A 25,189-nucleotide genomic window follows, 5' to 3' on the forward strand; every position below is an offset into this window, starting at 1 on the left:
CGGCTTTTATTAATGCGTTTGTTCATGTAAGTAATCGTAGAGTTGCTGATCAACACGTTCTTGGAGGAGCAAGTTCATCGTAACCACCGATAATTCTTGTCCATCTTGATTCAGCATTCTCGTATCTTGAACAGATTCGCGATCCGGTTTTACTTCACCCAAATAGTAGAAATCTCCACCTTCATCGTCGTCTTTTTTCACAAAAAGATGAATATCGATGTTTCTTTCTTTCGATCTAATAATCTTTTGTACTTCCTCTGATTTTGTCGTTCTTCTGCTTCGCGTATACCAATGAAACACTTCCGGATTAATAAACGAGTCTCCGTAATTGACGCTAGCTTCAACGTCTTCGCCTTTATGATACGTGACAAAAATTGGACAGGTTTGATGTTTTATTTTATAGCCATATATCGTTGATTGTTCTTCTTTATCCCAATTTAATAGGCGACAAGCGTCTTTCCTCGTATACTTTTCAAGTCTGGTTAATGGTTTCGTTTGATCGTATCGTTGACCTCTAGCTAAAGAGGCTGTTAATACATCTTTAAACAACTGAGTGAACCATTCGTCTTTTAATAAAAACTGCATATGCGATGAAAATTTATATACTTCATTCTCCCATAAAATTAAAGACTGCCCTCCATACTTTAAGCGGTCAGCATCCTTAAAAAAGTTTAGTGATAATACGTTTTCTAAAGAGTGAATGGTAGCTTTGTCACTTCGTATGCCCTTTTCACGCAAGTGACGAATAAAATCTTCTTTGTTCAAACTTTCCTGCTCTAACAGAAGTTGCATTAACAATGTCTCATGTACTCGTTTTCCTGATAATAACTCTTGAGTCACCATCAACAGAACTTTCGAGTGAACGGATGGAAGGTCAGGGAGATCATGCTCCACTATATTCAAAAATGCACCGTAATGCCCCTTCTTTGTTCCAATAACAATTGGATCCATTGAATAATGTTCAACATAATCACTTAACATCGGCGGTCGGCCTAAACGGTTTTTCAAATTGTGATAAGCCTCTTTTAACACTTTTAAGTCAGTGAGTTTCGCTTGATTAATCGATTCGTAAATTCGCTCTTTGGCGATAGCTTCAAAGTTAATGGTCGACGTGCCAGAAATGTAGCTACGATCGATCACTTTTCTCCGAATCGAATCTTTATTTTGAGACCGGTCTCCAGACAAGGCGACTGGAATCAAATAATTATTTTTGTAGTTAGCAATGAAATCGATAACGGTCACGTATTGTTTCGAACTATGCTTTCGTAACCCTCGTCCTAATTGTTGGATAAAAATAATACTCGATTCTGTCTGCCGTAACATGACGACTTGATTGATGCTCGGAATATCAATTCCTTCGTTGAATATATCAACTGTTAAAATATAATCTAGACGACCCTCTTCCAAATTAGTAACTTCAACTTGTCTCTTTTCTTGCGAATCATCTCCAGTCAACGCACATGTTCGAAAACCTCGATGATTCAATTCTTCAGAAAGTCGTTTCGCTTCTCGTTTTGAACTACAGAATATCAACCCACACAAACGCTCTCCAGAAAAACCATAGTAATCCATCTTCTCTATAATTCGTGTCACTCGTTCCTCGGACACGAGTTGATTGAATATATCAATCTCTACTTGATCTCCACTCACCTCAAGATCGGTCACCCCAAAGTAGTGAAACGGACATAACATATCTTCTTCAAGCGCTTCTTGCAGTCGAATCTCATATGCAATGTTGTAATTAAACAGTTTAAATAGATCATATCCGTCTGAACGTTCAGGAGTTGCTGTCATTCCTAGTAAAAATTCTGGCGTAAAGTGTTCAATAATTCGTTGATACGTGGTTGCTCCCGCCCGATGACTTTCATCAATTAGAATATAATCGAACGCATTTCGATCAAACTGATTTAAGGTTTCTTGTTTAGAAATCGTTTGAATAGTCGCAAAAACATATTTAGCATGTATAGCTCTGCTCGTTCCAGAAAGAACTCCAAAATCTTCTTCTTTCCCACCAATTACTCGCTGAAAATCTTGTTTTGCTTTTTGCAGAATTTGCTCTCGATGAACAATAAATAGCATTCGCTTCGGTCGATAGCGACGAACGTCAAAAGCGGCTAAATATGTTTTTCCCGTGCCCGTCGCTGACACGACCAGCGCTCTTGTATTTCCATGCGCACGAACGGCCTCGATTCCATTTAAAGCTGCTAGTTGCATCGAATTAGCTTCTACTTGTAACGCTTCTTTTAATCGATTTACTCCATATGAGTCTGGAAATTCAGCTACACGTTCTCCGAAGACTGGTCGATACGAACGTTCGTAAGCTGAAACCCATTCAGGTGTCAACCGGACTGAAACATTCCACATTTCTTCAAACTGATCGAGGAAGTGTCCGACAATTTCTCCATTCTCGTGAGAGGTCAACTTCAGATTCCACTCGTAATTTGTCTTTAACGCTCCAGACGTCAAATTAGAACTTCCAACAATTAAGGAGTAGTACTCTTCGTGTTGAAAAATGTATCCCTTAGAGTGGAATGCCTCAACTTCTGAAATGCGAATATCTACATTCTTCAGTTTTAATAGTTCTTTAAAGACTTTAGGCTGATTAAAGTATTGGTACGTTGAAGTCATGATTTTTCCACGGATACCTTTGTCATGTAAGTCGGAAAGCGTAGATTTTAACGTGGCTAAGCCAGCTTCCGTAATAAACGCAACAGAGAATAAGAAAGATTGGCATCCCTTCAGTTCGTCTAGAAGCGAAGTGAGTACATCTTGTCGTTTATGTTTTTCATTCATTAATAATTCAGGTTTAAATGGACTCACGTGATGATGATGCTTATCAATGAACCCCTTTTCTAACGAATTTTTGAGTTGTTCTGTAAAATGAGTCATACGTACCTCCAACATGATTTATACTAAGTTCAAATAATTTCAATACCAAAATTTTATTTTACATATATTTCATTATTAGCTTCTGCATAAAAAATGATCAAGGAGGAACTTCATGTCTATGTTCTATCTCATCCGTCATTGCTCGGCCACCGGTCAAGAACCGGACGCACCACTCACCGAGGCCGGTGAACAACAAGCACTCACCCTCGCTGACTTCTTTCAAGACATTCCTGTCGATCGCATCATCTCGAGCGACTATACGCGAGCCATCGCCTCGATGGCACCACTCGCCACATCCAAGCAGCTGACCATTGAAACGGAGCCGAAGTTACGCGAGCGCATCCTCTCACTCGAACCGCGTAACGACTGGTTCGAGCTGTTGCGTCATTCGTTCACCGATGCTTCGTTCCGTGTGCCGGGTGCCGAGTCGGGTCAAGAGGCGACGGACCGGATCTTGAGCGTCATTGACTCACTCGACGACGTAAACGGTGCGACCGTCCTCGTGACGCACGGCAACCTGCTCGCGCTACTGCTTCAACATGTGGATAACCGTTATGACTTCGACACGTGGCGCAATCTCAGCAATCCCGACATTTATCGCCTCGACATTGTGGATAACTCTTGGTCGGTGAATCGCGTCTGGTCCGTCCCTGCCTGTGGATAACGTTATCCACAGAAAAAGCCGTCTCATTCACGAGACGGCTTTCGTTTTTCATTTCTCCACAAAGAACATCGAGATGGCTCCGAGGCCGACGTGCGTCCCGACCGAGACGCCCATCTGCATGAGGTAAATCTCACCTTCAAAGTCGGATTCGGCTTGAATCTTCGCCTTCAAATTCTCGGCAATCTTTTGATCCGACGTATAGCCGATGATGACGAAGTTGGTGATGTCCTTGTCGCAGCGTTTGATGAACTCGTCCGTATAGTGCTTGAGCACTTTACGCGTTCCCCGCTCTTTGGCGACGATGGCCCCTTTACCGTTCTTCATGCTCATAATCGGCTTGACCATCAATAGCTTGCCGATGATGGCACTCGCGTTCGAGATGCGTCCGCTCTTAATCAAGTGGTCCAAATCATCGACCGACAAGAAGTGCTTCACTTTCATTTTATACTTCTCGTTGAAGTCGACGAGCTCCTCGAACGTCGCCCCGGCTTCACGCATCTGGGCGCTCTTCATTAACAACCAACCGCTCCCATGGCTCATCGAGCGTGAGTCGACGATATGAATCTTCACCGTCGAATCGGGATGCGCCTCTTCGAAGTACTCTTTTCCGAGCACAGCCGATTGATACGATCCACTCGTCCCGCTCGACATGCAGATGCATAAAATCTCATCATGTCCACTCTCAACGGCCTCTTCCATCAGCTTCATAAATGTCGCCGGGCTCGGCATGCCCGTCGTCGGGAATTCCGGTAGCGCTTCCAACATTCCGTAAAACTCATCGGGCTGGATGTCGACACGGTCTTCATACGATTTGTTGTCAATCGTGATGATGAGCGGCGCGACGCCAATCTCATATTTTGCTAAAATCTCATCGGATAAATCACACGTTGAATCTGCTAGTAATTTTATCATGGTACCCTCCAAATAATCGCCCTCAAATGACGAGAATCGTCCTAGACCACTACGTCGATTCAGACGTCACGATAGGACTTCTCCATTGTATCAGATATGGAGGGGTAGGTGTTTTTTTGCCAGGCTCGAATATGCGTTTGTTTGCTCGTGTCGAAGCAACCATTCCTTCCGCCAGAGTCCGCCCGCATAGCCCGTCAACGTCCCATTCGATCCGATGACACGATGGCACGGGATGACGATGCTCAACCGGTTGCGTCCGTTGGCGCTGCCGACGGCCCGTACGGCGCGGTCCCGGCCGAGTCTCACGGCCAGTTCGCGATACGAGGTCGTCTCGGCGTATGGAATCATGACCAGCGCCTGCCACACGTCCTGTTGAAACACGGTCCCCTCGACTTCAAACGGGAACGTGAACGCGTGGCGACGTCCGTTGAAGTACTCATCGATTTCTCGATGGCACGTTTTCAACACGTCCGGCGTCATTTCATCCGCTTCAAAACGGACGTCCGTACGTTCGACGAACAGGATGGAATGGATGGCCGTCTCTGTCCCGACAATCTCCAGAATCCCAATCGGACTCACGTAGTCCAGTCTATACGTCTCCATACAATGACCTCCATAGATAGAATGTGGCGTACGCTTCCCATCCGGAAAAACGTTCCCCGTACAACCTCACTTCGTCTGCCGTCAACTTGTCGCTTCGCCCAAGATGATGCTTCAACGCCTGATGCAGACCAGCGTCCGCGGCCGGGAACGCCGTCGGGTCTTGGAAACACTTCATCCGGACATACGCGGCCGTCCACTCCCCGACACCGCGTAAGCTTAACAACCGTTCATGCATCATGTCGGGTGGCTCGCTGCGCAACTGCTGTTTCGACAATCGTCCGTCCGTCATTTCCTGGGCGATACCGATGATATATTCTGCTTTCCGGGTGCTGAATTGGAGCGGTCGCAGTTCACTCGGGTCGAGCAGTGCAATTGTCTCTGGATTTGGGAATGCCCAGTACGTCACGCCGTCCACCTCCCGGGATGGTCCATACTGCTCGACGAACCGTCGTTTCAGCGTATAGGCGAACGAGAGTGTGATCTGTTGGCCGATGACGGCCCACGTGAGCGCCTCGAACAAGTCCGGGAATCCGATCAGCCGCAGCCCCTCGTACTCTCGGACGAGCGGATGCAACAGTTCATCCGTCTCAGCCATCCGCGCGAACGCGGCGACGTCTTGGTCGAGATCAAACCAGTCGCGGACGTATCGTTCCACATGTTCTTGCTCCGTTTTTGAAATAATGTCTTCCGGGAACACGATGACGAGGCCTTGGGACGTCTCCATGATGTCACCCAACAGCAACCGTCCGTCCACATCGAACAGCTTCGAGACGGACGTTTCGCGAGCGACATGCATCACTTCATCGTTTGAACGTCGTAAAAACTGCAGACATTGCTGAAAATCAAACGGAGCGGTGACGTGAATCTCGAACGATGAGCGACTCATCGACTCCCCCCTTTCGATACGCACTCGGCGCACAGCCCTTTAGCCGTCGAAAGACGCGATAAAAGTTGGACGGCGTTTGAAAGCCGACCTCATAACAGATGGCGAGATTGCTCATGTCCGTCGTCCGTAACAGATGGGCCGCCTTGTCGATGCGAACTTTTTCGAGCAGACGGCGCGGCGTCTCGCCTGTCGCCTGGGTGAACGTCCGCTCGACATAGAACGGGCTCAAGTTGACATGCTCGGCAATCTCCTCGAGTTTGAGCGGACGTTTGTAATGAGTGAGCAAAAACGCCGTCACGTCGTGGACGAGCGCGCTCGCCGGACTACGGTCGACCTCGGGCTGACATCGTTTGCACGGCCGAAAGCCGGACGACTCCACTTCCGCTTTCGTCTCATAGAAATCGACATTCTCTCGCTTCGGTTTCCGCGAGCGGCACGAGGGACGACAGTAAATCCCGGTCGTCTTGACCGCAGTATAAAACTGGCCGTCATACGCCGCGTCACAGGCGAGCACTTTCTCCCACTTCTCTTCAAACGTCAGCATCTCAGCCACCCCCTTTTGTTTCACTGTAGCAGATTGATTTTCGTTCACTCGTCCTGTTTCTTGCGCTTACAGTCTACATTCCCGCGATTCACGAATCTCATTGATTTTGAATCCGTCTTCGCTTCTGACTCGTACTATGATTACACGACTCAATTGAGTACACTTTAGCTAATCAAGTCAGAAGGAGTACATACGATGCAAAAGCGATTTTCCTGGAAACAACTGAAATGGTTGCTTCCATTCCTATTGATTGGATTGATTCTATATCAGAGTGGCCAAGAGCTCCAAAACCTGTCGCTCGCCGCGGCGTTTCAAACGTTAGAGGCGTTGACGGGATTCGAACAAATCGCCTTGATCGGACTCGGACTCGTCGCCGTTTTGACGATGACCGGCTACGACTACTACTTACTGCGCTCGCTCGACGTCCAGCTCCCGCTCGCGAAGCTGCTTCGCGCGGCATGGATCACCAACGCGATGAACGGCATGATCGGGTTTGGCGGCGTCATCGGCATCGCGCTCCGGACGTCGCTGTATCGTCCATATACGGACACAAAGCGTTTGCTCCGGGCCATCGGTTGGATGACCCCGACGCTCATCAGCGGCTTGTCGCTGCTTGCCGCAGGCGTGCTACTCGGGCTCTTCCCGGCCGATACGCTCACCGGAACGAAACAGTGGATTTGGCCGGTGCTCCTCGCGACACTCGCCGTCCTGCCGCTCTACATATATGTGACGCGGAAGCGATCGAACTTGGATTGGCCGACCTTGCTCGGCTATATCGCGACGTCGCTAGCCGAATGGGTGACGGCCGGGCTCGTCGCCTTGTATGCCCTGCATTTGCTCGGAGGCGAAGCACCGCTCACGGCCATGATGGGAATCTTCATCGTCGCGACCATCGTCGGGGTCGTCTCGCTCGTCCCGGGTGGTGTCGGTTCGTTTGATCTATTATACCTCGTTGGGATGACCCAGCTCGGCATCGACCAAGAGATCGTCTTGTCTTCCTTGATCGTCTATCGCTTCGTCTACTTCATCGTCCCGTTCATGATCGGCCTATTCTTGGCGGCCCTCGTCTTCGGGGACCAGGTCGTCAAGCAGATTGAGTATAAACCGATCATCGGGTCGTCTTATGAAATCGGGACCGTCGTCTGGCGCATCGTGTCGCGCACACTCGCCAAGACCGGACGGCTCGCCGGAAGCCTGATTGCATTGATGACGAGTCTCGTCTTGTGGTTCCAAACGCTGTTACCGAGCGTGTCACCACTCTATTCGACTTCCCTCTGGTTGCAGTGGGTCGGCACGCTCGCACTGTTCACCGCCGGTCTGTTGACGCTACTGACCACGTTCGGGATGTACATCCGGACGAAACGCGTTCTCTGGCTCGTCTGGATTGCATGTATCGTCGCCGGCATCGGTGTCCTCGCACGCGGCTTCAATTTGTTCGAAGCGTTCGTCGTCGGTGGATTCGCTTTGTTCGTGTGGTTGACCCGGACCCAGCACAAACGCTATCGCTCCATCGTGACCGTCAGTCGCTTCGTCCGCAACGTCGCCTATGTCGGTCTCTACGTCGGCACGCATGCGTTCCTGCTGCAATCGTTCAGTCAGACCGACACGATTTTCTTCGATTCGGAAGCGGCCGCCGGGTTGAGCATCGCTGCCGTCGTTTTGTCCGGACTGCTGTTGATTGGCATCTTCACGCTGTTCAACCGGTTGAAACGTCCGAAGCTCGGCTTGTCGTTCGAACCGTCCCGTTTCGCGGCGTTTCAAGCCGCGCATGCGACGACGAGCGCGTTCGATTTGGCCTATATGAACGACAAGCTCGTCTATTATGGGCCGGACGACGAGGCATGTCTCTTGTTTGCTAAATCCGGCAATCACGCCATCGTCCTCGGTGATGTGCAAGGAGCGCGTGACGCCGCGTCACACTTGTTGCTCGCCTTTATCGAAGAGACGGACCGGCTCGGCTATATCCCGCTCTTTTATCAAGTCACTCCGGATTGGATGCCACGCCTGCACGACGCCGGTTTCACGTTCTTCAAGCTCGGTGAAGAGGCGACGGTCGATGTCGTCACGTTCTCGCTCACTGGCAAAAAGCGCGCCAACATGCGCTCGCTCCATAACCAATTCACGAAGCGGGGCTACACGGCCGATATCGTCATGAATCCGTCACCCGAGTTGATTACGTCACTGCGCGGCATCTCGGACGACTGGCTCGGCAATCGAAGCGAGAAAGGGTTCTCGCTCGGCTTTTTCAATGAGCAGGCCTTGCCCCATTACCCGATTGCCCTCCTGCGTGACGAGACGGAACAAGTTATTGCCTTCATTACGCTCCTCCGTGGCCATGACACCGTCTCTATCGATTTGATGCGCTCTCACGGTGAGGCTCTGCCCGGATCGATTGAAGTGCTGATTCTGCACGTGATCGAGTGGGCACGGGCAAATGACTACGCCCATGTCGGCCTCGGCATGGCACCACTCGCCTCAGTCGGGGAGCAACCGTTCGCGTACTGGCCGGAGCGGATTGCGGCCGATATCTTCGAGAACATCAGTTACATCTATCCGTTCAGCGGGCTCCGTCAATTCAAACGCAAGTTCACACCGACGTGGGAAGCTAGATATTTGGCCATCCGCAAGCGTCGGAAACTGCTCCCGTCCTTGCTTCGGACGGCACGGTTGATTAGTCGGAAACGAGAATCTTAAAACGCCAAAGAGCGCCTCGCATGCGAGGCGCTCTTGCTTTCGATTATTTTACGGTCACGCTGACGTTATCGATCGTCACATCGTGCGCGCCGAGCGGCGAGCCTTCCGTGCGGCCGAGCAAGAATTTCATCGCTGTCATGTCCGTCTGGCCCATCGTGAGCTCGAACTCGTACGACTTCGTCTCAGGAGTGACTTGGACGATCTCGCTCAAGAAACGTGTGTATGCCGCGTTCTCGATTGTCACTTCCATGTTGCGGGCCACTGTCGATTTGGCGTCAAAGCGCACGACGTACGTTTGACCTGCATGCAACTCGAGACCGCCCTGTTCCATGAGCACGCTCCACGGCTCTTGTCCTTCTTGCGTGATTGACAACTGAGCCGCCTCGTTCACCGCTTCGACCGCCGCTTGGGCGTCAAAGTGGACGTATGAGCCCCAATGCGTCAATCCTTCAGCGAACGAACCGTTCTTGAGCGGCGACGGGTCAACCTCGACCGGTGTCACATCCAACAGTTGTACATCGTCGAGCGTGATTTCACCTTTAGCCGAACCAAGCACGAATTGGAGTTGGCTCAACAAATCCGTCTCTTGTTCCATCGTGAACGGGATTTCAATTGATTGGAAGTCGCGCGTCAACGACACGTCTTGGAGCGGGAGATATGCTTGCCCGTTCAATCCATTCAAGCCGACTTGAAGCGATTTGATGCGTTCCGATTTCGCGTTGAAACGAAGTACGTAGTCACGGCCTTCCGTCAATTGAATGCCGTTTTGGACGAGCGTTGCCGGTTGCCCTTTCTTCGCGTTCGTCACGAACTCGAAGTGACGCGCTTTCTCATCAACTGTGCCTGTGCCTTTCGTTGCGCCTGGGTCGAACTGCCAGTAAGTCAAGCGGTCCATTGCCCCTTGGTCGAACGTTCCGTTATAGACGTGGTTGCCGTTTCCGAGCGCCGGTTTCGTCGCGTTCGGGTCGAGCGCTTCACGCGGCGTCTGTTCGACGCGGACGTTCCCGATTTGGACGCCTGCCGTGCTGAGGCCGACGTTGAATTCGAGGCGTGCCGCGAGATCTGTGTCTTCCGTCATGTCGAACGTCATCGAGTACGTCTGGACATCGGTCGTCAAATCGAACGAGCCTTCATCCGAATACTTGGCGTAACCGCGGTCCGGTCCACCGCCGACTTTGACAGCGATCGAGCGAGCCGAGTCGGCACTCGCGTCGAACGTCACTTTGTAGTGACCTCCTTTGCCGAGTGACACGTTTTGAATCAATTGGTGCGAGTAAGGCTGACTGCCCGCTTGTGTGATTGAGATATCCGCGAAGCGTGAACCCGCCTGTTCAATCACGTCGATCGATCCAACTCCACCGAAGTCAGGGAGCGCCACATAGTTCCAGTTCACCGGGTCGAGCGCCTGCGAACCGTTCGTTACGGTCGTGATTGGCTCCGTGTAGTCTTGGTCGTAGACAAGGTTTCCGTCTTCAGACGGTTGTTTCGCTCCGTCCGGAAGCACGATTGTTTCGTCGGTATACACCGGTTCGACCGCTTCGCGATAGTCACGGTTCTTCAAATCGAAGACGCGAACGTAATCGACTTTCATATCAGCTGGGAATGGTGTCGTCGCATCGACGTCTCCATCAAACCAGCCGCCGACGGCCAAGTTCATAATCAAATAGAAGTTTTGGTCGAACGGTGCCGGATAGCTGTATTTCGTAGCTTGGTTCAACCCTTTCGAGTACCAATCGTTTTGTGTCTGATACAATTTCCCGTCAACGTACCAACGCAACTCGCCTGGCTCCCACTCGACCGCATATGTATGCCATTTGTCGATGCCGTCGCCTTCTTCAAAGTGGTAGTCTTTGCCGGTATATTTATTGTTCGGCCAGTTCTCGCCGTAATGGATCGTTCCAGCGACCTTGTCAGGCTGGCTCCCCCATGCTTCCATGATGTCGATTTCACCAGACGCGGCCCAGGCGCCGTAGCGGTCCTGTTCCGGCAACATCCAGAACGCCGGCCATAGTCCTTTGCCGGTTGGGAGCTTCGCGCGCATCTCATAACGGCCGTACGTTTGACTGAACTTACCTTTGGTCGTCAACTTCGCTGACGTGAAGTCGTATGACCCGAGTTCGTCTGTCACTTGTTCTTTTTTCGCACGGATGACGAGGTTCCCGTCTTCTACGAAAGCGTTTTCATTTTTGTCCGTGTAAAATTGCTTCTCATTGTTTCCCCAACCTGGTGTGACCGGCGTGCCTTCAGCGTCTTTCAACCAGTTCCCCGTGTCAAAGTTCCATTTCGTTTGATCAATCTCTGATTTGTTGAACTCATCCGACCAGACGAGCTTCCATTTCGTGTTGTCTTTCTTCTCCGGCTTTTCGGCAGATGCGCCTTGTGCGGCAGATAAGACAAGCCCAGTTCCGAGTGCAAGTGCGACCCATTTCTTCATTACATTTCCTCCCTTGGCATGAATGAAGGCAGGGACGACACAATCGACCTTGCCTCTTCTAGTGACGTACAGATTGAAACCGCTTTCCGAAAGCGCTTTCGTTAACGCTATTATAAATTTTTTCCATGCCTCGATTCAACCATTTTCTTGAAGTGAAATGAAAATGACATAAAAAAGCATCGACGATGAATCAAGTCGATGCTTCCGTGACGGTCCAATCTGAAATCGTGACTTTGAATCCAGGCGCCTCCGTATCCGGACTACAGGCGTACGGTCCGACGCGTAACGTCGACACGTCATGGAGATGGGCGATCCGCAACTGCTCACGAGCACCTCCCTCGTATTCGAAGAACACCTCGACATCGCCATCGGTATAGACGAGTTCGAACGTCAACCGTCCGTAAATGTTTTTATTCGGGAAATCTCGCGTCGACCAATCCGAGTAGCCAAAGGACGTGACGACGGCCCCGAGATGTGACGGTCCGTCCGGGATATACTCGACGGACGTCTTGAGCCAATGGTCGTCGTTGACGTATAGCAGGATTCCGGCCTGATCATATGTATGGCTCGGCTCCATCTCAATCGTCGCCCGGCACGTAAACCGCTCGGCCGACACGTCCGTCACCAAAGCGTGCGCCGTCATCCGGTTGAAGCCGTAATGGGTGTTCCGCCAAAAGTCGGTGTCTGGTGCCGTCTGGAACGTCAGGTGCTCACCTGCGTTCACTTCATTAGGTTCATTGATCCACTGATACGTTTTCCACATTCAATCGTCCTCCTTGATCTACTTGACGAAATGATCCGTACCGATGCCGCATCGCGAACAATAAAGACAGCATCGCCCGTTTGTATGGGATGAAATGTCCCAACTCCATCAATTCGAAAACGGTCTTCTCTTCGGCCCAACGAACTGCCTGGACCTCGCTCTGCTGTAGCGTCAACGCATGGATATCGACTTCGGTCTCAATTAAATAAATATCATCGAGCACACCGTCTGAATGGAACGTCAAATGCGGGCGCATGTTCGTCATGTCAATCGCGAACCCGATTTCTTCTTCTAGTTCACGCATCGCTGCTTGTCGACTCGTCTCGCCAGCGAGAGCGTTGCCCGCAACTGTCACATCCCATCCGTTCGCCCAGTTCTCCTTCTCCGATGTTCGTTGTTGAATCAACATCTCGCCTTGTCGATTGAACAGACAGACATGTACGACCAAATGACAATCTCCTTCGTGCGCTCTCGTGCCGCGTTGCCAAAGACGATTAGTCCGTTCTCGATGTTTCGTATACACGTCCCACAGTTCTACTTGTTCAGGCACGGCTCGATTCCTTCTTTTCGTAGCTGTAGATGGCGCCCCACTGTTTGCGCATCGAAAATAATAGCGAAATCATCGATTCATAATACGGAATGAACGTCCCTGCTTGAATTCGCTCGAGAATCGTCGCTTCGTCCGCCCACTGCACGGCCTGCACTTCTGATTGTTGGAGCGTCAACTCGTCGAGGTCGACGTCTGTCTCGACGAGATAGATATCATCGAACCCCTCATCAAAGTTGACCGTCAAATGCGGCCTTGTGTGCGATAAGTCGAGTTTTAGCCCGATTTCTTCTTCGAGCTCGCGCATCGCTGCCTGTTGGCTCGTATCGCCGACCGTTGCACTACCACCGACCGTGATGTCCCACATGTTCGACCAACCGTCTTTGAACGGTTGGCGCTGCTGAATCAACATCTGTCCGTCCTTGTTGAAAATGCAGACGTGGATGACGAGATGAAAATCGCCGTTCTCGAGACGGTTGCCCCGCTGCCACGTCCGCCCTGTCTTCTTGCGGTCCACATCATACACATCCCAAAACTCCATCGTTCCATCCCCTTCATGTCGCCGCGCTGGCACCTGCGGCCTGGTCTGACTTCGCACAATCGATGGCGACGACGATCGAGATGAGCATGTGCTCCATCGTCTCGTCCATCACTTGAATCTCGTAACTGTCGCCCCATGACAGCCATTTTTTCTGAACGCTGCCGATGACTTGGCCGTTCTGTATCACTTGGAAGTCCATGTCCCACCAGTTGCCTTGCACATCGATTCCGGCCGCATCAATCGTATAACGTGGTTTGAACAACGTAAACTCTTTTGAGATCGTGACCGTCTCCTGGCCTTCGACGTCGACATAGAACTTCGGCAAGAAACTGAACGTCTTTTTCGTGATTGTCGTAATCTCATGGCCTTCTTTGTCTGAAATCGTAAACGACTTCGGTAGCTTCATGAAGCTCCCTTCGACGAAATACAAATCGTTCTCATCCGCATCTTTGATGGTGAAGCGCCCGCGCAGGCTGAAAACCTTTTGTTTCATGTAGAGCGTGTTCATCGTCATCCCTCCGATTGAGTGTGATACCTTATATACGGAATAATACCCAAATCGATTCAGTTTCCTTCAACGCTGATATGACTCTTCGAGAGGATGTCTGGAAGATCCGCCAATCGATTGATGACATGGTCCGCCTGCCGCAACTCCTCTTCTTGAGAAAAGTCGAACCGACACCCGACTGCAGTCAGACCGTTCGTTTGCGCCGCCACAATATCTGAAAGTCGATCACCGACGACGAACCCGTCTTGAATGTTATGGGTTGTCACGATATGAGCGACCAAATCACTTTTGTTCAACGTTTCGATGTGCTCGATGCTGTACGTTGCTGTAATCCAATCGTGCAAGTCATAGTGCGATACAATCGCCTCAAGATAAGGAATCAATCCATTGCTGGCGATATACAAGGTACAATTCATCGCCGTCAGTTTCTCAAACAAAGCAGTCACCCCTGGATAGAGCGCCCCGTTGCCACTTCGAATATTTTCGATTAAACGGTTCAAGAAATAGTCGTCTGCTGCGCCTCGAACAGACACCGAATAGTCAGGGAGCAACGTTTCCCACACGACAGGCAAGGGAACTCCCATAATCTCACGATATTGTTCAATCGGTGTATCACCTTCCCATCCCTCGTTCTTGCGTAAAAAGTGAAACGTTTCGTCGAGTGCCTTCTCTAAGATGGTCTCTGTCCGAAACAAGGTGCCGTCCATATCAAAAATAATGGAAGTGTTCATACATGTTCCCCCTACAATGAAATGACATTTATTGGTTTGTTTATCATACAACTTTTTGTTCAAGATGCACTACAATCAATCACCATCCATCTGACATCACTCAGTAAGGAGGAGCGTACTTGCTAAATCATATTTCAATCGAACTTGATGTACATTCGTTAACATACTCGAATCAAATCGTTGGCAACATCGCCTTCGTCATCGACTTTCATGATTATTTCCCGGGACAAGGTTGGTCGGATTTCGTCGCCATCGTCTTGAACTGGTGGGCCGACAATGCCCGTGCCCTCGTATTCGCCCCGTTGCGAGAGACATACTCGTTTCAGTTCATGGACGGTCCGATTCGGATAGCCGCTAAAAAAATGACCGCCACTGACGTCGAGCTCACATTTGTAGAAGATGGTCATGCTAAGACGCCTATGGGGACTGTATCGCTTGAGGAATTGAAACATTCCCTCATCAAAGCCAGTCATCAGTTCATCAACGCCGTGAATCGAAACGGATGGCAGAACGAGGAGGTTGAACAGCTCCGTCACGCCGTCAAAGCGCTTCAGGCATACTAAAACGCCGCCTCGTATTCGAGACGGCGCTTCGTTCATTATCCGTTTTTCATGCTGAACGAGTCGACGAGCGTGAACGTGATGTCTTTCACGTCGAGACCGCCGAGTGCGAAGTAGAGCTGCAAATAGTTGTGTTGGTTCAAGAAGAACACTTGCTTCGTCTGCGTCACCCATTCCCCGTCCGTCCCGTTGAACGTGAACGTCGGGCCCGGGATGTTGTTGGCGAACAACGTGACCGGCATCTGGGCGAGTTCGCCCGCGTCCGATTTGGCCGTGATCGTCACGTCGTACGTGCCCGTCTCATCGACCGAGACGGCAAAGACGTGCGTGTTCCCTGTCGACGTGTCGGCGTCACTCAAGCTGACACTCTCCCCGTTTTCGAGATGGCGATACGTCACATCGAAATCGATGGCTTGTCCGGCTTCCTCGTCGAGCCCAATCACCTCGACCGTGCCGTCGTGAATACCGAGCTCGCGCTCCATCGCCGGAGACTGTAAGACGAAACGACAGATGTTCGCCGCACTCCGGAGCAGTTCACCGCGCGTGAGCGAGCCATCAGCGAGTGCCGCCCCCGTGTTGTCATCGAACGAGTTCGTGTCCGGACGGTCAACGACCATATATAAGTCGTTTTGCGACTGGACCATCGCTGCCGTGTTCTGACGGTTCGCCGGCTCGTCTTCTTGGTGGTTCACTTTCGCCCACCAGTCGGTCATGACGATGCCGTCAAAGCCCCACTCGTCACGGAGGATACGTGTGTTCTGGTCATAGAGCCCGGCCGTCCACACGCCGTTGACGGCGCCGTACGTCGTCATGATCGATGACGCCTTGCCTTCTTTGACGGCCATCTCGAACCCTTTCAAGTAAATCTCACGCAGCGCCCGCTCTGAAACGATTGAATCGATATCGTGACGGTGTGCCTCTTGGTTGTTGGCGCTGAAGTGTTTGAGCGTTCCCGTCACGCCGACGCGATGCATCCCGTTCAATTGGGCGATCGCCATCTTGCCGGTCACGTGCGGGTCTTCCGAGAAGTACTCGAAGTTCCGGCCGTTCAGTGGGTTGCGGTGGATATTCATCCCAGGTCCGAGGAGCGTATCGACGCGATTTTTCCGCATCTCGAGTCCAATCATCTCGAACAGGTCTTCGACCAATTCGACGTTGAACGTCGAAGCGAGGAGCGTCCCGTTCGGAAGGGCGAACGCCTTCGTCCCGATGTCCATCCGGATGCCGGACGGGCCGTCTGCGCAACATGCCGCTGGGATGCCGAGTTCGTTCAAGCGGTCCGATACCCCACCGAACGCAGCGGCCGTCCCCGGTGTCACCCGTGGCGAGTTCATCCCTTGTCCCCGCACGATGCAGGCGAGATCTTCGTCCGTCAATTGATCGAGGAACGCGTCGAGCTCGACCTTGCCCGCATAAACGTCCTTCAGTGTTAAGCCGTTGTCACCGGCGTAGTCGCGCGTGACCGGACGTTCGGCGAGATAGCGTGCCTCGACATCGACCGCACGGAGCGGCGTCGGCACGTATTCGACCAAATAGCCATGCTCGCCAGCGACCGGCTTGATGCGGTCGAACGGGGTGACCGGGGCCATGTTCTCGCTGAGCGTCTCGACAAGTTGTTGAGATGCCTCTTCATACGCGAACACCGGTCGCGCCGAGCGGACGTCGGTCCCGAGGTGAAGCTCGTATGTGCCCGCCTCGAGAACAAAGCTTGATACGTGCCCTGTCGCGCCGTTGTCGTCATAGCTCGCGAAGTCCGCGACCGGTATGCTGAGTGTGAGCGTCGTCCGTTCTCCCGGTGCGAGCGTATCCGTCTTATCGAAAGCGACGAGCGAACGGGCCGGGTTGCCGAGCACACCTTGTGGCTTCTCGATGTACAGCTGGACGACCTCTTTTCCGTCAACGGCGCCTGTGTTCGTCACATCGACGGTCACCGTGATCACGCCGTCCTGTTCGCCCGCCGTCGCGACGTCGGTCGTGAACGTCGTGTATGACAAGCCGAAGCCGAACGGATAGAGCACCGCGTCCTTGGCGAACGTCTCGAAATAACGGTAGCCGACATAGATGTCTTCTTGGTAGATGCCTTTGTCCGCATGTCCAAAGTTTTTCGTCGACGGGTAGTCCTCAATCGATTTCGCGATCGTATCGGTCAACTTTCCAGATGGCGTTACCGCACCCGTCAACACGTCGACGAGTCCTGTCCCACCTTCTAATCCCCCTTGCCATGCGTAGAGGATTGCGCTCGGTTGATGCGCCCAGTCCATGTTGATGATATTGCCGACGTTCAAGACGACGGCCGTCTTCGTGAATGTTTTTGACACCTTCTCAATCAACGCCTGCTCGATGTCCGTCAACAAATAGCTGCCCGGGTCGGCCGTGTTATCCCGGTCCTCACCAGCCGTGCGTCCGATGAAGACGAGCGCCATGTCGGAGGCTCCTGCCGCTTCCGCGACGAGCTCGTCCGTCACCGCCATCTCTGGCTGTGACCACGGTTCGCCGGCCCAACCGACACCTTGGTCGAACGGATTCGCTTCGACCCAAATCTCGTACGTCTCAAGAAGCGACGCGTTCAATCGAATGCCTTCGGTCGCCTGAAGCGCCTCGAGCGGACTCGTCACGTGCGAGACGTTGACCATCCCACCTGATCCCGTGCCGCTCTTGTAGTAGTTGAATTGGCTGCGCCCGAAGACAGAAACGGTCGTCCCCGATTGAATCGGAAGCGTCGCCTGCTCATTCTTCAAGAGGACGGCCCCTTCTGCGACGGATGTCCGCGCCAATTGTTTATATGTATCCCAGTTCAATGTGTAAGTCTTCATCGTGTCATCTCCTTCATTCCATTTGCGATTTCAATCAAACAGTCTTCGGCTTGCGGGAAGTCGCCGAGCTTGTCCATAAAGGCGTGATCCATCCCGCGATATTGAATCAGTCGTGTCGGCACGCCGTCACGTGCGAGTTTACGTGCGTACGCCTCACCTTCGAGACGAAGGTAATCGTATTCGGCCGTGATGATCAAAGCTGGCGGTAAGCCGTTTACATCATCCGCGAACAACGGCGACACGAGCGGGTCGGTCAGCTCGGCCTTGCCTTGTAGGTAGATTTGGTTCAACAAGTCTTCTGAATCACCGAGCGCCATGACGACGCCACGGATCAAATCATGATGATGCTTGATTTCATAGCGGTCGAGCGTCCATTCGTAATCGTCTGTCGGAATGGAGCCCAAATTGACGACCGGATAAATGAGCGCCTGGAAACGAATCATGTTCGTCTCGTTCGAGCGGTCTAGTAAGCAACAAGCGGTCGCCAAGTTCCCACCGGCACTGTCGCCGGCAACGGCGATGTCGTCCCGTGACACCCCGAGCTCAGCGGCACGCTCGTGCACCCATTCGAGCGCTCGGTAACAGTCGTTCAGTCCGGCTGGAAACGGATGCTCCGGCGCGAGCCGGTATTCAACCGAGACGACGAGGGCGTTCGCTTTCTCGGCGAGCAGTTTACACGGGTTCTCGACCGTATCGAGCGTCCCTCCGAAGAAGCCACCGCCGTGAAAGAACAGAATGGCCGGTAACGTCTCTTCCGTACGCGGCCGATACAGGCGCGCCGGGATGTCGCCGTCAGCGCTCGGAATCATAACGTGGTCTGTCGCGATGTCCATCGTCGTCACGTCACGGTTCGGCCAACCCATGCTGGCACGGGCGGACGCCAAGTCGAATGACGTTTCCAGCTCGGATGCGGCATATCCTTTGATGACGGCTAACACTCGTGGATCGAGGTCTCCGGTCACATCAGCGTCTGGGATAGGTTTGATGATTGTCTCGACGCCGTTCTCATAATTCATGTTTTGAGACTGGCTCAAGAGCCTTACCAGTTGTTCATAAGTTTGTTCCATCAGTTCATCCTCCTGACATGTTTAAAGGGTTCGCCCTCGATTGGTAGAATAAGGATGTATCATCTACGAAAACGAGGTCTTGTTATGTACAGTACAGTCGAAAGAGATACACACTTCCAACACGTGCTTCACCATCTACAAACCAACACAGGTGTTCAAGGTGTCGTTCAGCTCGGCTCCGGTGCCGCAGGCTATCAGGACCAATACTCTGATATCGATTTAATGGTCGCTGCCCGTACTGGCGTTGACCCCCAATCCATCAAGCAGCATCTAGCCGGCTACTTTCTCCAGTTATCCCCGGTTTTCATCAAAGAGAAGCGGTTCGGACCGGATATCTTTTTATTGATCGTCCTGCTCGAGAATCAATTGGAATTTAACGTCTCCATCGCCCCGCTGGAAATCCTACCGGTCCGTTCCCCGCTTTGGAATGTGGTCGTCGACCGGGACGGACAACTCCTCCAACGCATGGAAAGCGAACATGAACGGTTCATCTCGAGTCCAATCCGGTATGAGACAGGTGACGTTCCTTTCGAGTTCATCTATGCCTCGCTGGCGCTTGAGAAAGAGTTGAAGCGAAACAATCCCATTTATGCCTTGAAAATGCTCGAGACGTTGCGCGAGTTGACGTTGACGGCTCAGGCGCTGAAAGAAGGACGAAAGGTCCATCAATTCAAGGCGTATCATACGTTGAATCATTCGTTCATCGAGGACTATTTACAGACATATCCGGGCTCCGTCGACCTGGTGTCAATCCGACGCGCCAAACAATCACTTCACACATTGTTTGCAACTTGTTTGGAAGACCATCCGCAGTTCAAACTTAAACCGTATATGGAGCGTTTGCTTCAAGAGCGATAAAACTTTCAAAAATTGACAATTATCCAGCTTTTCCATACCATTCTACTAATGCTTCAGTAGAAAGGATTGATGTCCATATGTCACAACCAGTACGATATGATGTCGCCGTCATCGGCGCCGGCACGATGGGCATGTCAGCCGCCTCGTTTTTAACGGAACGCGGTGCCCATACGCTCGTTATCGATGCGTTCGACCCGCCTCACAACAAAGGCAGTCATCACGGGGACACCCGGATGATCCGACATGCCTACGGGGAAGGTCGTGCGTATGTCTCACTCGTCAAACGGGCCCAAAAATTATGGGAAGATCTCGACCGTACGTCGCAGTATCCTATTTTCAAGAAAACGGGTGTCCTCGGTATCGGGCCACGCGATTCGGCGTTTCTCGGTGAGACGATTGCCTCGGCCGAAAAGTATGACTTGCCGCTCCAGCGTTTGTCGAAAGGAGACATCGAGACACGTTGGCCCGGACTCTCGATTCCAGACGACTATATCGGTTGCTATGAGACCGAGTCGGGACTGCTCTACAGCGAGAACGCGATTCGAGCGTATCGCGAACGGGCCGTCGCAAACGGTGCCGAGCTCGTCATGAACACGCCGGTCGAGTCACTCGAATTCCATGAGGACGGGGTCACCATCGTCACGTCCGAGGCGACGTTATACGCCAAGAAAGTGATCGTCACAGTCGGGGCCTGGGCGAAACAACTGCTCCCCGACCTGTCGCTCCCGCTCACACCGACCCGGAAAGTCGTCGGTTGGTTCGAGGCTGACGAGACGCTTTATTCGGATGCGTCGTTCCCGTCGTTCTTCGTCGAGGACAATGACCGGATGTTCTATGGATTCCCAAGTCTTGACGGGGCCGGACTAAAAGTCGGACGGACCGACGGCGGTCAGGCCATCGATCCGAACCTACATACGCAAGACTTCGGTCGCTATGAAGCCGACGAAGGCGATTTGCGCCACTTCCTCGCGACGTATATTCCAGAGGCGAACGGTGCCTTGAATCAAGGCAAGACATGCCTGTATACGATGTCGGACGATCATGATTTCATCGTCGATGTTCATCCCGAACATCACAACGTACTCATCGCCTGCGGTTTCTCAGGTCACGGCTTCAAGTTCGGCAGTGTCATGGGCGAAGTGCTGAGTCAGCTCACGCTAGACGGGCAAACATCGTTCGATTTGAGTCGCTTCCGTCTCGCTCGTTTTCGTGCATGAACGACGAACCGCTTCGTTTCGTGTATAATGAAGCGTAATCCAAATTGCTAATGAAAATTTCTCGAATAGAAGTTTCTTACACGAAAATGAGGTAAACCTATGAATCAACCAAGCTTTTCAGACTATCGCCTAAGCGAAGATATCCAACGCGCACTAGGCATCATGAAATACGAATCACCGACCGAAGTCCAACAGAAAGTCATCCCGCTCGCACTCGAGCGTCAAGACTTGGTCGTCAAAGCCCAAACCGGCAGCGGGAAGACCGCAGCGTTCGGCATCCCTGTCACGGAACTCATCGAATGGGAAGAGAACAAGCCGCAAGTCTTGATTCTCACACCGACGCGCGAACTCGCCGTCCAAGTCCGTGAGGATATGACGAACATCGGTCGTTTCAAACGCATCAAGGCGACCGCCGTCTACGGGAAAGAACCGTTCTCGAAACAACGTGAAGAATTGAAGCAGAAGACGCACATCGTCGTCGGGACACCGGGACGCGTCATGGACCACATCGAACGTGAGACACTCGTTCTCGATAAAATCGATTACTTGATTATCGATGAGGCCGACGAGATGTTGAACCGTGGCTTCCTCGCTGACGTCGAGGCGATCCTCCAAGAATTGCCACGCGACCGTGTGACGATGGTGTTCTCGGCGACGTTCCCGAACGATATCGAGCGCCTGTGTCAGAAGCACATGAACGAACCAATCCGTGTCGCCATCGAATCGAGCGGTGTCACCGCTTCGACGATCGAACACGGCTTGATTGAAGTGCGCCGAGAAGACAAGCTCGCTGTGCTGAAAGATGTGACCGTCGTCGAGAATCCGGACAGCTGCCTCATCTTCTGTCGGACGAAAGAACATGTCGACACGGTTTACACCGAGCTCGATCAGGCCGGTTACTCGTGCGAACGCCTCCACGGTGGCCTTGAGCAAGAAGACCGTTTCGCCGTCATGGAAGGGTTCAAGATGGGCAACTTCCGTTATCTCGTCGCGACCGACGTCGCAGCACGTGGAATCGACGTCGATAACGTCAACCTCGTCATCAACTATGACGTGCCGATGGAAAAAGAGAGCTACGTGCACCGGACCGGACGCACAGGCCGTGCCGGCAACGCCGGAAAAGCGATCACGCTCGCGACACCGCATGAAGGCAAGTTCGTTCGCGCCATCGAAGCGTTCATCAAGTTCGATATCCCGGAGATGGATGCACCGACTGAAAGAGAAGTCGCGCGCAACCAAGCCGCATTCGAAGAGAAGTTGAGCGGTCGACGTGTCGTTCGCAACAACAAGACGGCCCGGATCAACCAAGACATCATGAAGCTACACTTCAGCGGCGGGAAGAAGAAAAAACTCCGCGCCGTCGACTTCGTCGGTACAATCGCCAAAATTCCTGGCGTGTCGGCTGACGATATCGGCATCATCACGATCAACGACCAGATGACGTACGTCGACATTTTGAACGGCAAAGGCTCACTCGTCCTTCAGGCGATGGAATCGACACCGATTAAAGGTAAAAAACTAAAAGTTAGCAAAGCTCATAAATAAACAATCCAGGTTTCGGAGAGGAAGATCTCTCCGGGCCTTTTTTGTGTTTAACCAACATTATCGAAAGCGCTTTCGATAAACTTTAAAAAAATAAGACTTATCGAGATAACGCTTTCAAGAGCATCATACCGATAACCGTTCCGAAATTCAACTATCCTCACGTGATTGACAAAAAAAGGCTCAGACGATTGTCTGAACCTCAGTCTTCCAAATGAAGAAAATCAACCTTGTCCTCTCGAGTCGAACGATGTCTCGACAGGAGGACAGCAAGGGCGGTCATCCGCTCAACGATTTCTAACGGGTGAACCCGCTCGCCTCCGTCCGCTTAGCGTCAGTCGAGCAGCTCTTCCGAGATCAACTTGAATCCTTCGATTTCCGTGTCTTCTTCTAGTTCAATCAACAGGCAACGTTTCCCTTTCACGTTCACTTGTCTCACGTACTTCAAGTCTTGCGGGCTGATCGAGATATTGGCGACTTTCGTATTGATTTTAATCGACTTCGACGTGTATTTTGGGACGACGCTACTCGCCTTCATCTCATATTGGCGGTCGTCGACGACTTGTTGGAACGCCTGCTCGACCTTCTCCGTCGTCACGTCCTCGACCCCGCTCGCTTTCAAGACGATCTCGACGGTGCGGGCGTCAATCATCGGCACGCTCTCTTCCTCGTCCTCACGCTCCGCTTCGGCGAGGATCATCTGGTTGATTTCATCGTAAACGGTAGCGAGCGTCCCGACGTTCACTTCTTCACCGATGACGGTCTTGACGACCTCCTCGAACATCGCCTTCTCCTCGACCGCCGTCACAATCTCGGTCCCGTTCAAGACGTTCTCGATAAAGCCAAAGTCCGGTTGATGCGCCTTTTGCGCGGCATACAAGATATGGTTGACGTCGGCCGCATTGTCCGTGAAACACGGGAACAAGAAACCGCCGACCGGGGCGTCGAGCTTGATGACCGGGTTGATAAAGATGTTCGATTTGAACTCTCGCTCGATATAGTCGAACACGAGCGATTGTTTTGGGAGCTCGGTCTGGTTGATGCTGCCGAGGATGAACCGCGACGTCCATACCTCGTCACGCATATCGATTTCCGTCTCCTCCGAGTGACGGCGTGTCGGCTTATTGTATTTGAAGCGGATGAACGTGATGACCATGTCCTTCTCGAACGGCGCGTCCTGCACCATCTTGAGTGCGACCCGCTGCATCATACCGGCCCATTCTTCGATGTCGTCGCTCCGGAGAGCCTCATACAACAACGTTTGCGTATGGTCGGTCTGACCTGCTTCTGGATGCTGAAACTTCACTTCGAACAACTTCTCGTCAATTTTGCCGCCGAGCACTTTCTTGAAGTTGGCGAGGAACAGCTCTTGGTGCTCCTGCTCGACAAACGGGAACGAGCGCAGTTCCTCGTGGAAAATCTCGTTGCTGTCTTGGCGAATATAAATATTATAAATATCAGCGATTTTTACCGCGTCCGCATTCAACTTGAAATGCTTGCGAATCGCCGCGATGTCTTTTTGATTCATTCATCCCAACTCCTTCGTCCTTTACTACAAACCGCCTTCATTATACCAATAGTTGGTGCTTGCGCGTATGTCAGTAGTGCTAAAGCCGGGACGTCTGATGTCATGTATCATGTCCCTGACCTCAAGTTTTATAATCGTTGGATTCATTTTTGGTAAATTTGCGTATTTCTCACTTCCTTGCCATGTATATTCGATGTGCATCGTACGTTTACGAGGCGCGTCGTTCAGTCGTCATACATAATAGGAGGCACAAACATGCTTAAAAAATGCATCAGTTCGTTATTCGCCATCGTCTTGGTCGCCACGTCGCTCCACTTCACGACGTCGACCGCCTCGGCACTCCCGCCGAACATTCCATCCAAAGCAGATGCGCTCTCGAAATTGAACGCATTGACCGTTCAAACCGAAGGCGCGATGACCGGCTACAGCCGTGACTTGTTTCCGCATTGGAGCAGTCAAGGAAACGGGTGTAACACGCGTCACGTCGTCTTGAAACGGGACGCCGACTCGGTCGTCGACGAGTGTCCGGTCACGACTGGTAAGTGGTACAGTTACTATGATGGCATCACGTTCACGTCGCCGTCTGACATCGATATCGATCACGTGGTGCCATTGGCTGAAGCGTGGCGTTCAGGCGCGAGCAGCTGGACGACGACGAAACGTCAAAGCTTCGCCAACGATTTGAATGGGCCTCAGCTCATCGCCGTCTCGGCCAGCTCGAACCGTTCAAAAGGGGACCAAGATCCTTCGACATGGCAACCTCCACGCACCGGTGCGCGTTGTGCCTATGCGAAGATGTGGGTCGAAACGAAGAGCCGTTGGGGACTCAGCCTTCAGTCAACAGAAAAGACGGCCCTTCAAACGGCGATCAACGCCTGCAGCTATTAA

General features: G+C 52.0%; 21 protein-coding genes. 7 read left to right on the forward strand and 14 right to left on the reverse strand.

Going from position 1 to position 25,189, the window contains the following annotated elements; translation table 11 throughout:
* Positions 1-9 precede the first annotated feature (9 nt).
* Complete coding sequence (locus NMQ00_RS15520; RefSeq protein WP_255178737.1) at positions 10-2,889, reverse strand: DEAD/DEAH box helicase; 2,880 nt, start codon at positions 2,887-2,889, stop codon at positions 10-12.
* A 112-nt stretch (positions 2,890-3,001) separates the two neighbouring features.
* On the opposite strand from NMQ00_RS15520, the gene NMQ00_RS15525 reads away from it, so the two are divergent.
* Positions 3,002-3,553, forward strand: coding sequence for a histidine phosphatase family protein (locus tag NMQ00_RS15525; RefSeq protein ID WP_255177407.1), 552 nt, complete (start codon positions 3,002-3,004; stop codon positions 3,551-3,553).
* Between the two features lie 48 nt (positions 3,554-3,601).
* On the opposite strand, the gene NMQ00_RS15530 is transcribed toward NMQ00_RS15525, so the two are convergent.
* From NMQ00_RS15530 to NMQ00_RS15545, 4 genes are all read right to left on the reverse strand, one after another.
* A complete protein-coding gene (locus NMQ00_RS15530; RefSeq protein WP_214797349.1) occupies positions 3,602-4,465 on the reverse strand; it encodes a DegV family protein in 864 nt (287 codons plus the stop codon).
* A gap of 90 nt (positions 4,466-4,555) precedes the next feature.
* Positions 4,556-5,068, reverse strand: coding sequence for a methylated-DNA--[protein]-cysteine S-methyltransferase (locus NMQ00_RS15535; RefSeq protein ID WP_255177408.1), 513 nt, complete (start codon positions 5,066-5,068; stop codon positions 4,556-4,558).
* Complete coding sequence (locus NMQ00_RS15540) at positions 5,055-5,954, reverse strand: DNA-3-methyladenine glycosylase family protein (RefSeq protein WP_255177409.1); 900 nt, start codon at positions 5,952-5,954, stop codon at positions 5,055-5,057. Before NMQ00_RS15540 ends, NMQ00_RS15535 begins: the two co-directional genes overlap by 14 nt.
* Positions 5,911-6,498: a bifunctional transcriptional activator/DNA repair enzyme AdaA gene (locus tag NMQ00_RS15545; protein ID WP_255177410.1), complete on the reverse strand. Its 588-nt coding sequence runs from the start codon at positions 6,496-6,498 to the stop codon at positions 5,911-5,913. Before NMQ00_RS15545 ends, NMQ00_RS15540 begins: the two co-directional genes overlap by 44 nt.
* A gap of 195 nt (positions 6,499-6,693) precedes the next feature.
* On the opposite strand from NMQ00_RS15545, the gene mprF reads away from it, so the two are divergent.
* Complete coding sequence (gene mprF / locus NMQ00_RS15550; protein ID WP_255177411.1) at positions 6,694-9,192, forward strand: bifunctional lysylphosphatidylglycerol flippase/synthetase MprF; 2,499 nt, start codon at positions 6,694-6,696, stop codon at positions 9,190-9,192.
* Between the two features lie 43 nt (positions 9,193-9,235).
* Here mprF and NMQ00_RS15555 read toward each other — a convergent pair whose 3' ends face one another.
* The 6 genes from NMQ00_RS15555 to NMQ00_RS15580 all read right to left on the reverse strand — a co-directional run bounded on the left by NMQ00_RS15555 (position 9,236) and on the right by NMQ00_RS15580 (position 14,716).
* Positions 9,236-11,626, reverse strand: a complete 2,391-nt coding sequence (locus tag NMQ00_RS15555; RefSeq protein ID WP_255177412.1) for a carbohydrate binding domain-containing protein — start codon at positions 11,624-11,626, stop codon at positions 9,236-9,238.
* Positions 11,627-11,816: 190 nt separating this feature from the next.
* On the reverse strand, positions 11,817-12,389 hold the full coding sequence (locus tag NMQ00_RS15560) for a DUF1349 domain-containing protein (RefSeq protein WP_255177413.1): 573 nt from the start codon (positions 12,387-12,389) through the stop codon (positions 11,817-11,819).
* On the reverse strand, positions 12,361-12,939 hold the full coding sequence (locus tag NMQ00_RS15565) for an NUDIX hydrolase (protein ID WP_255177414.1): 579 nt from the start codon (positions 12,937-12,939) through the stop codon (positions 12,361-12,363). Before NMQ00_RS15565 ends, NMQ00_RS15560 begins: the two co-directional genes overlap by 29 nt.
* A complete protein-coding gene (locus tag NMQ00_RS15570; RefSeq protein ID WP_255177415.1) occupies positions 12,932-13,477 on the reverse strand; it encodes an NUDIX hydrolase in 546 nt (181 codons plus the stop codon). The genes NMQ00_RS15565 and NMQ00_RS15570 overlap by 8 nt, the downstream gene beginning before the upstream one ends.
* Positions 13,478-13,490: 13 nt before the next feature.
* A complete protein-coding gene (locus NMQ00_RS15575) occupies positions 13,491-13,985 on the reverse strand; it encodes an LURP-one-related/scramblase family protein (protein WP_255177416.1) in 495 nt (164 codons plus the stop codon).
* A 56-nt stretch (positions 13,986-14,041) separates the two neighbouring features.
* On the reverse strand, positions 14,042-14,716 hold the full coding sequence (locus tag NMQ00_RS15580) for an HAD hydrolase-like protein (RefSeq protein ID WP_255177417.1): 675 nt from the start codon (positions 14,714-14,716) through the stop codon (positions 14,042-14,044).
* A 119-nt stretch (positions 14,717-14,835) separates the two neighbouring features.
* On the opposite strand from NMQ00_RS15580, the gene NMQ00_RS15585 reads away from it, so the two are divergent.
* Positions 14,836-15,279, forward strand: a complete 444-nt coding sequence (locus tag NMQ00_RS15585) for a hypothetical protein (protein WP_255177418.1) — start codon at positions 14,836-14,838, stop codon at positions 15,277-15,279.
* Between the two features lie 35 nt (positions 15,280-15,314).
* On the opposite strand, the gene NMQ00_RS15590 is transcribed toward NMQ00_RS15585, so the two are convergent.
* Together NMQ00_RS15590 and NMQ00_RS15595 are read right to left on the reverse strand one after the other, a co-directional pair.
* Positions 15,315-18,089, reverse strand: coding sequence for a glycoside hydrolase family 3 C-terminal domain-containing protein (locus NMQ00_RS15590; RefSeq protein ID WP_255177419.1), 2,775 nt, complete (start codon positions 18,087-18,089; stop codon positions 15,315-15,317).
* The gene (locus tag NMQ00_RS15595) at positions 18,086-19,156 is read right to left on the reverse strand and encodes an alpha/beta hydrolase (RefSeq protein WP_255177420.1); all 1,071 of its coding nucleotides are present in this window, start codon (positions 19,154-19,156) and stop codon (positions 18,086-18,088) included. The genes NMQ00_RS15590 and NMQ00_RS15595 overlap by 4 nt, the downstream gene beginning before the upstream one ends.
* An 84-nt stretch (positions 19,157-19,240) precedes the next feature.
* On the opposite strand from NMQ00_RS15595, the gene NMQ00_RS15600 reads away from it, so the two are divergent.
* The 3 genes from NMQ00_RS15600 (at position 19,241) to NMQ00_RS15610 (ending at position 22,776) form a co-directional block, all read left to right on the forward strand.
* Positions 19,241-20,014 (forward strand): aminoglycoside 6-adenylyltransferase, encoded by a 774-nt coding sequence (locus NMQ00_RS15600; protein WP_255177421.1) that lies wholly within the window; start codon positions 19,241-19,243, stop codon positions 20,012-20,014.
* Between the two features lie 77 nt (positions 20,015-20,091).
* Positions 20,092-21,231, forward strand: a complete 1,140-nt coding sequence (gene solA, locus NMQ00_RS15605) for an N-methyl-L-tryptophan oxidase (protein ID WP_255177422.1) — start codon at positions 20,092-20,094, stop codon at positions 21,229-21,231.
* 99 nt (positions 21,232-21,330) lie between these two features.
* Entirely contained in the window at positions 21,331-22,776 is a 1,446-nt protein-coding gene (locus tag NMQ00_RS15610) for a DEAD/DEAH box helicase (protein ID WP_255177423.1), read from the forward strand.
* Between the two features lie 331 nt (positions 22,777-23,107).
* On the opposite strand, the gene NMQ00_RS15615 is transcribed toward NMQ00_RS15610, so the two are convergent.
* Positions 23,108-24,301, reverse strand: coding sequence for a DUF4317 domain-containing protein (locus NMQ00_RS15615; RefSeq protein ID WP_255177424.1), 1,194 nt, complete (start codon positions 24,299-24,301; stop codon positions 23,108-23,110).
* A 255-nt stretch (positions 24,302-24,556) separates the two neighbouring features.
* Here NMQ00_RS15615 and NMQ00_RS15620 point away from each other — a divergent pair, with 255 nt between their 5' ends.
* Positions 24,557-25,189 carry an HNH endonuclease family protein gene (locus NMQ00_RS15620; protein ID WP_255177425.1) on the forward strand — a complete coding sequence of 211 codons (633 nt, stop codon included), beginning with the start codon at positions 24,557-24,559 and terminating at the stop codon, positions 25,187-25,189.

The organism is Exiguobacterium aurantiacum (assembly GCF_024362205.1).
In the GTDB taxonomy this organism is placed as follows: Bacteria; Bacillota; Bacilli; order Exiguobacteriales; family Exiguobacteriaceae; genus Exiguobacterium; species Exiguobacterium aurantiacum_B.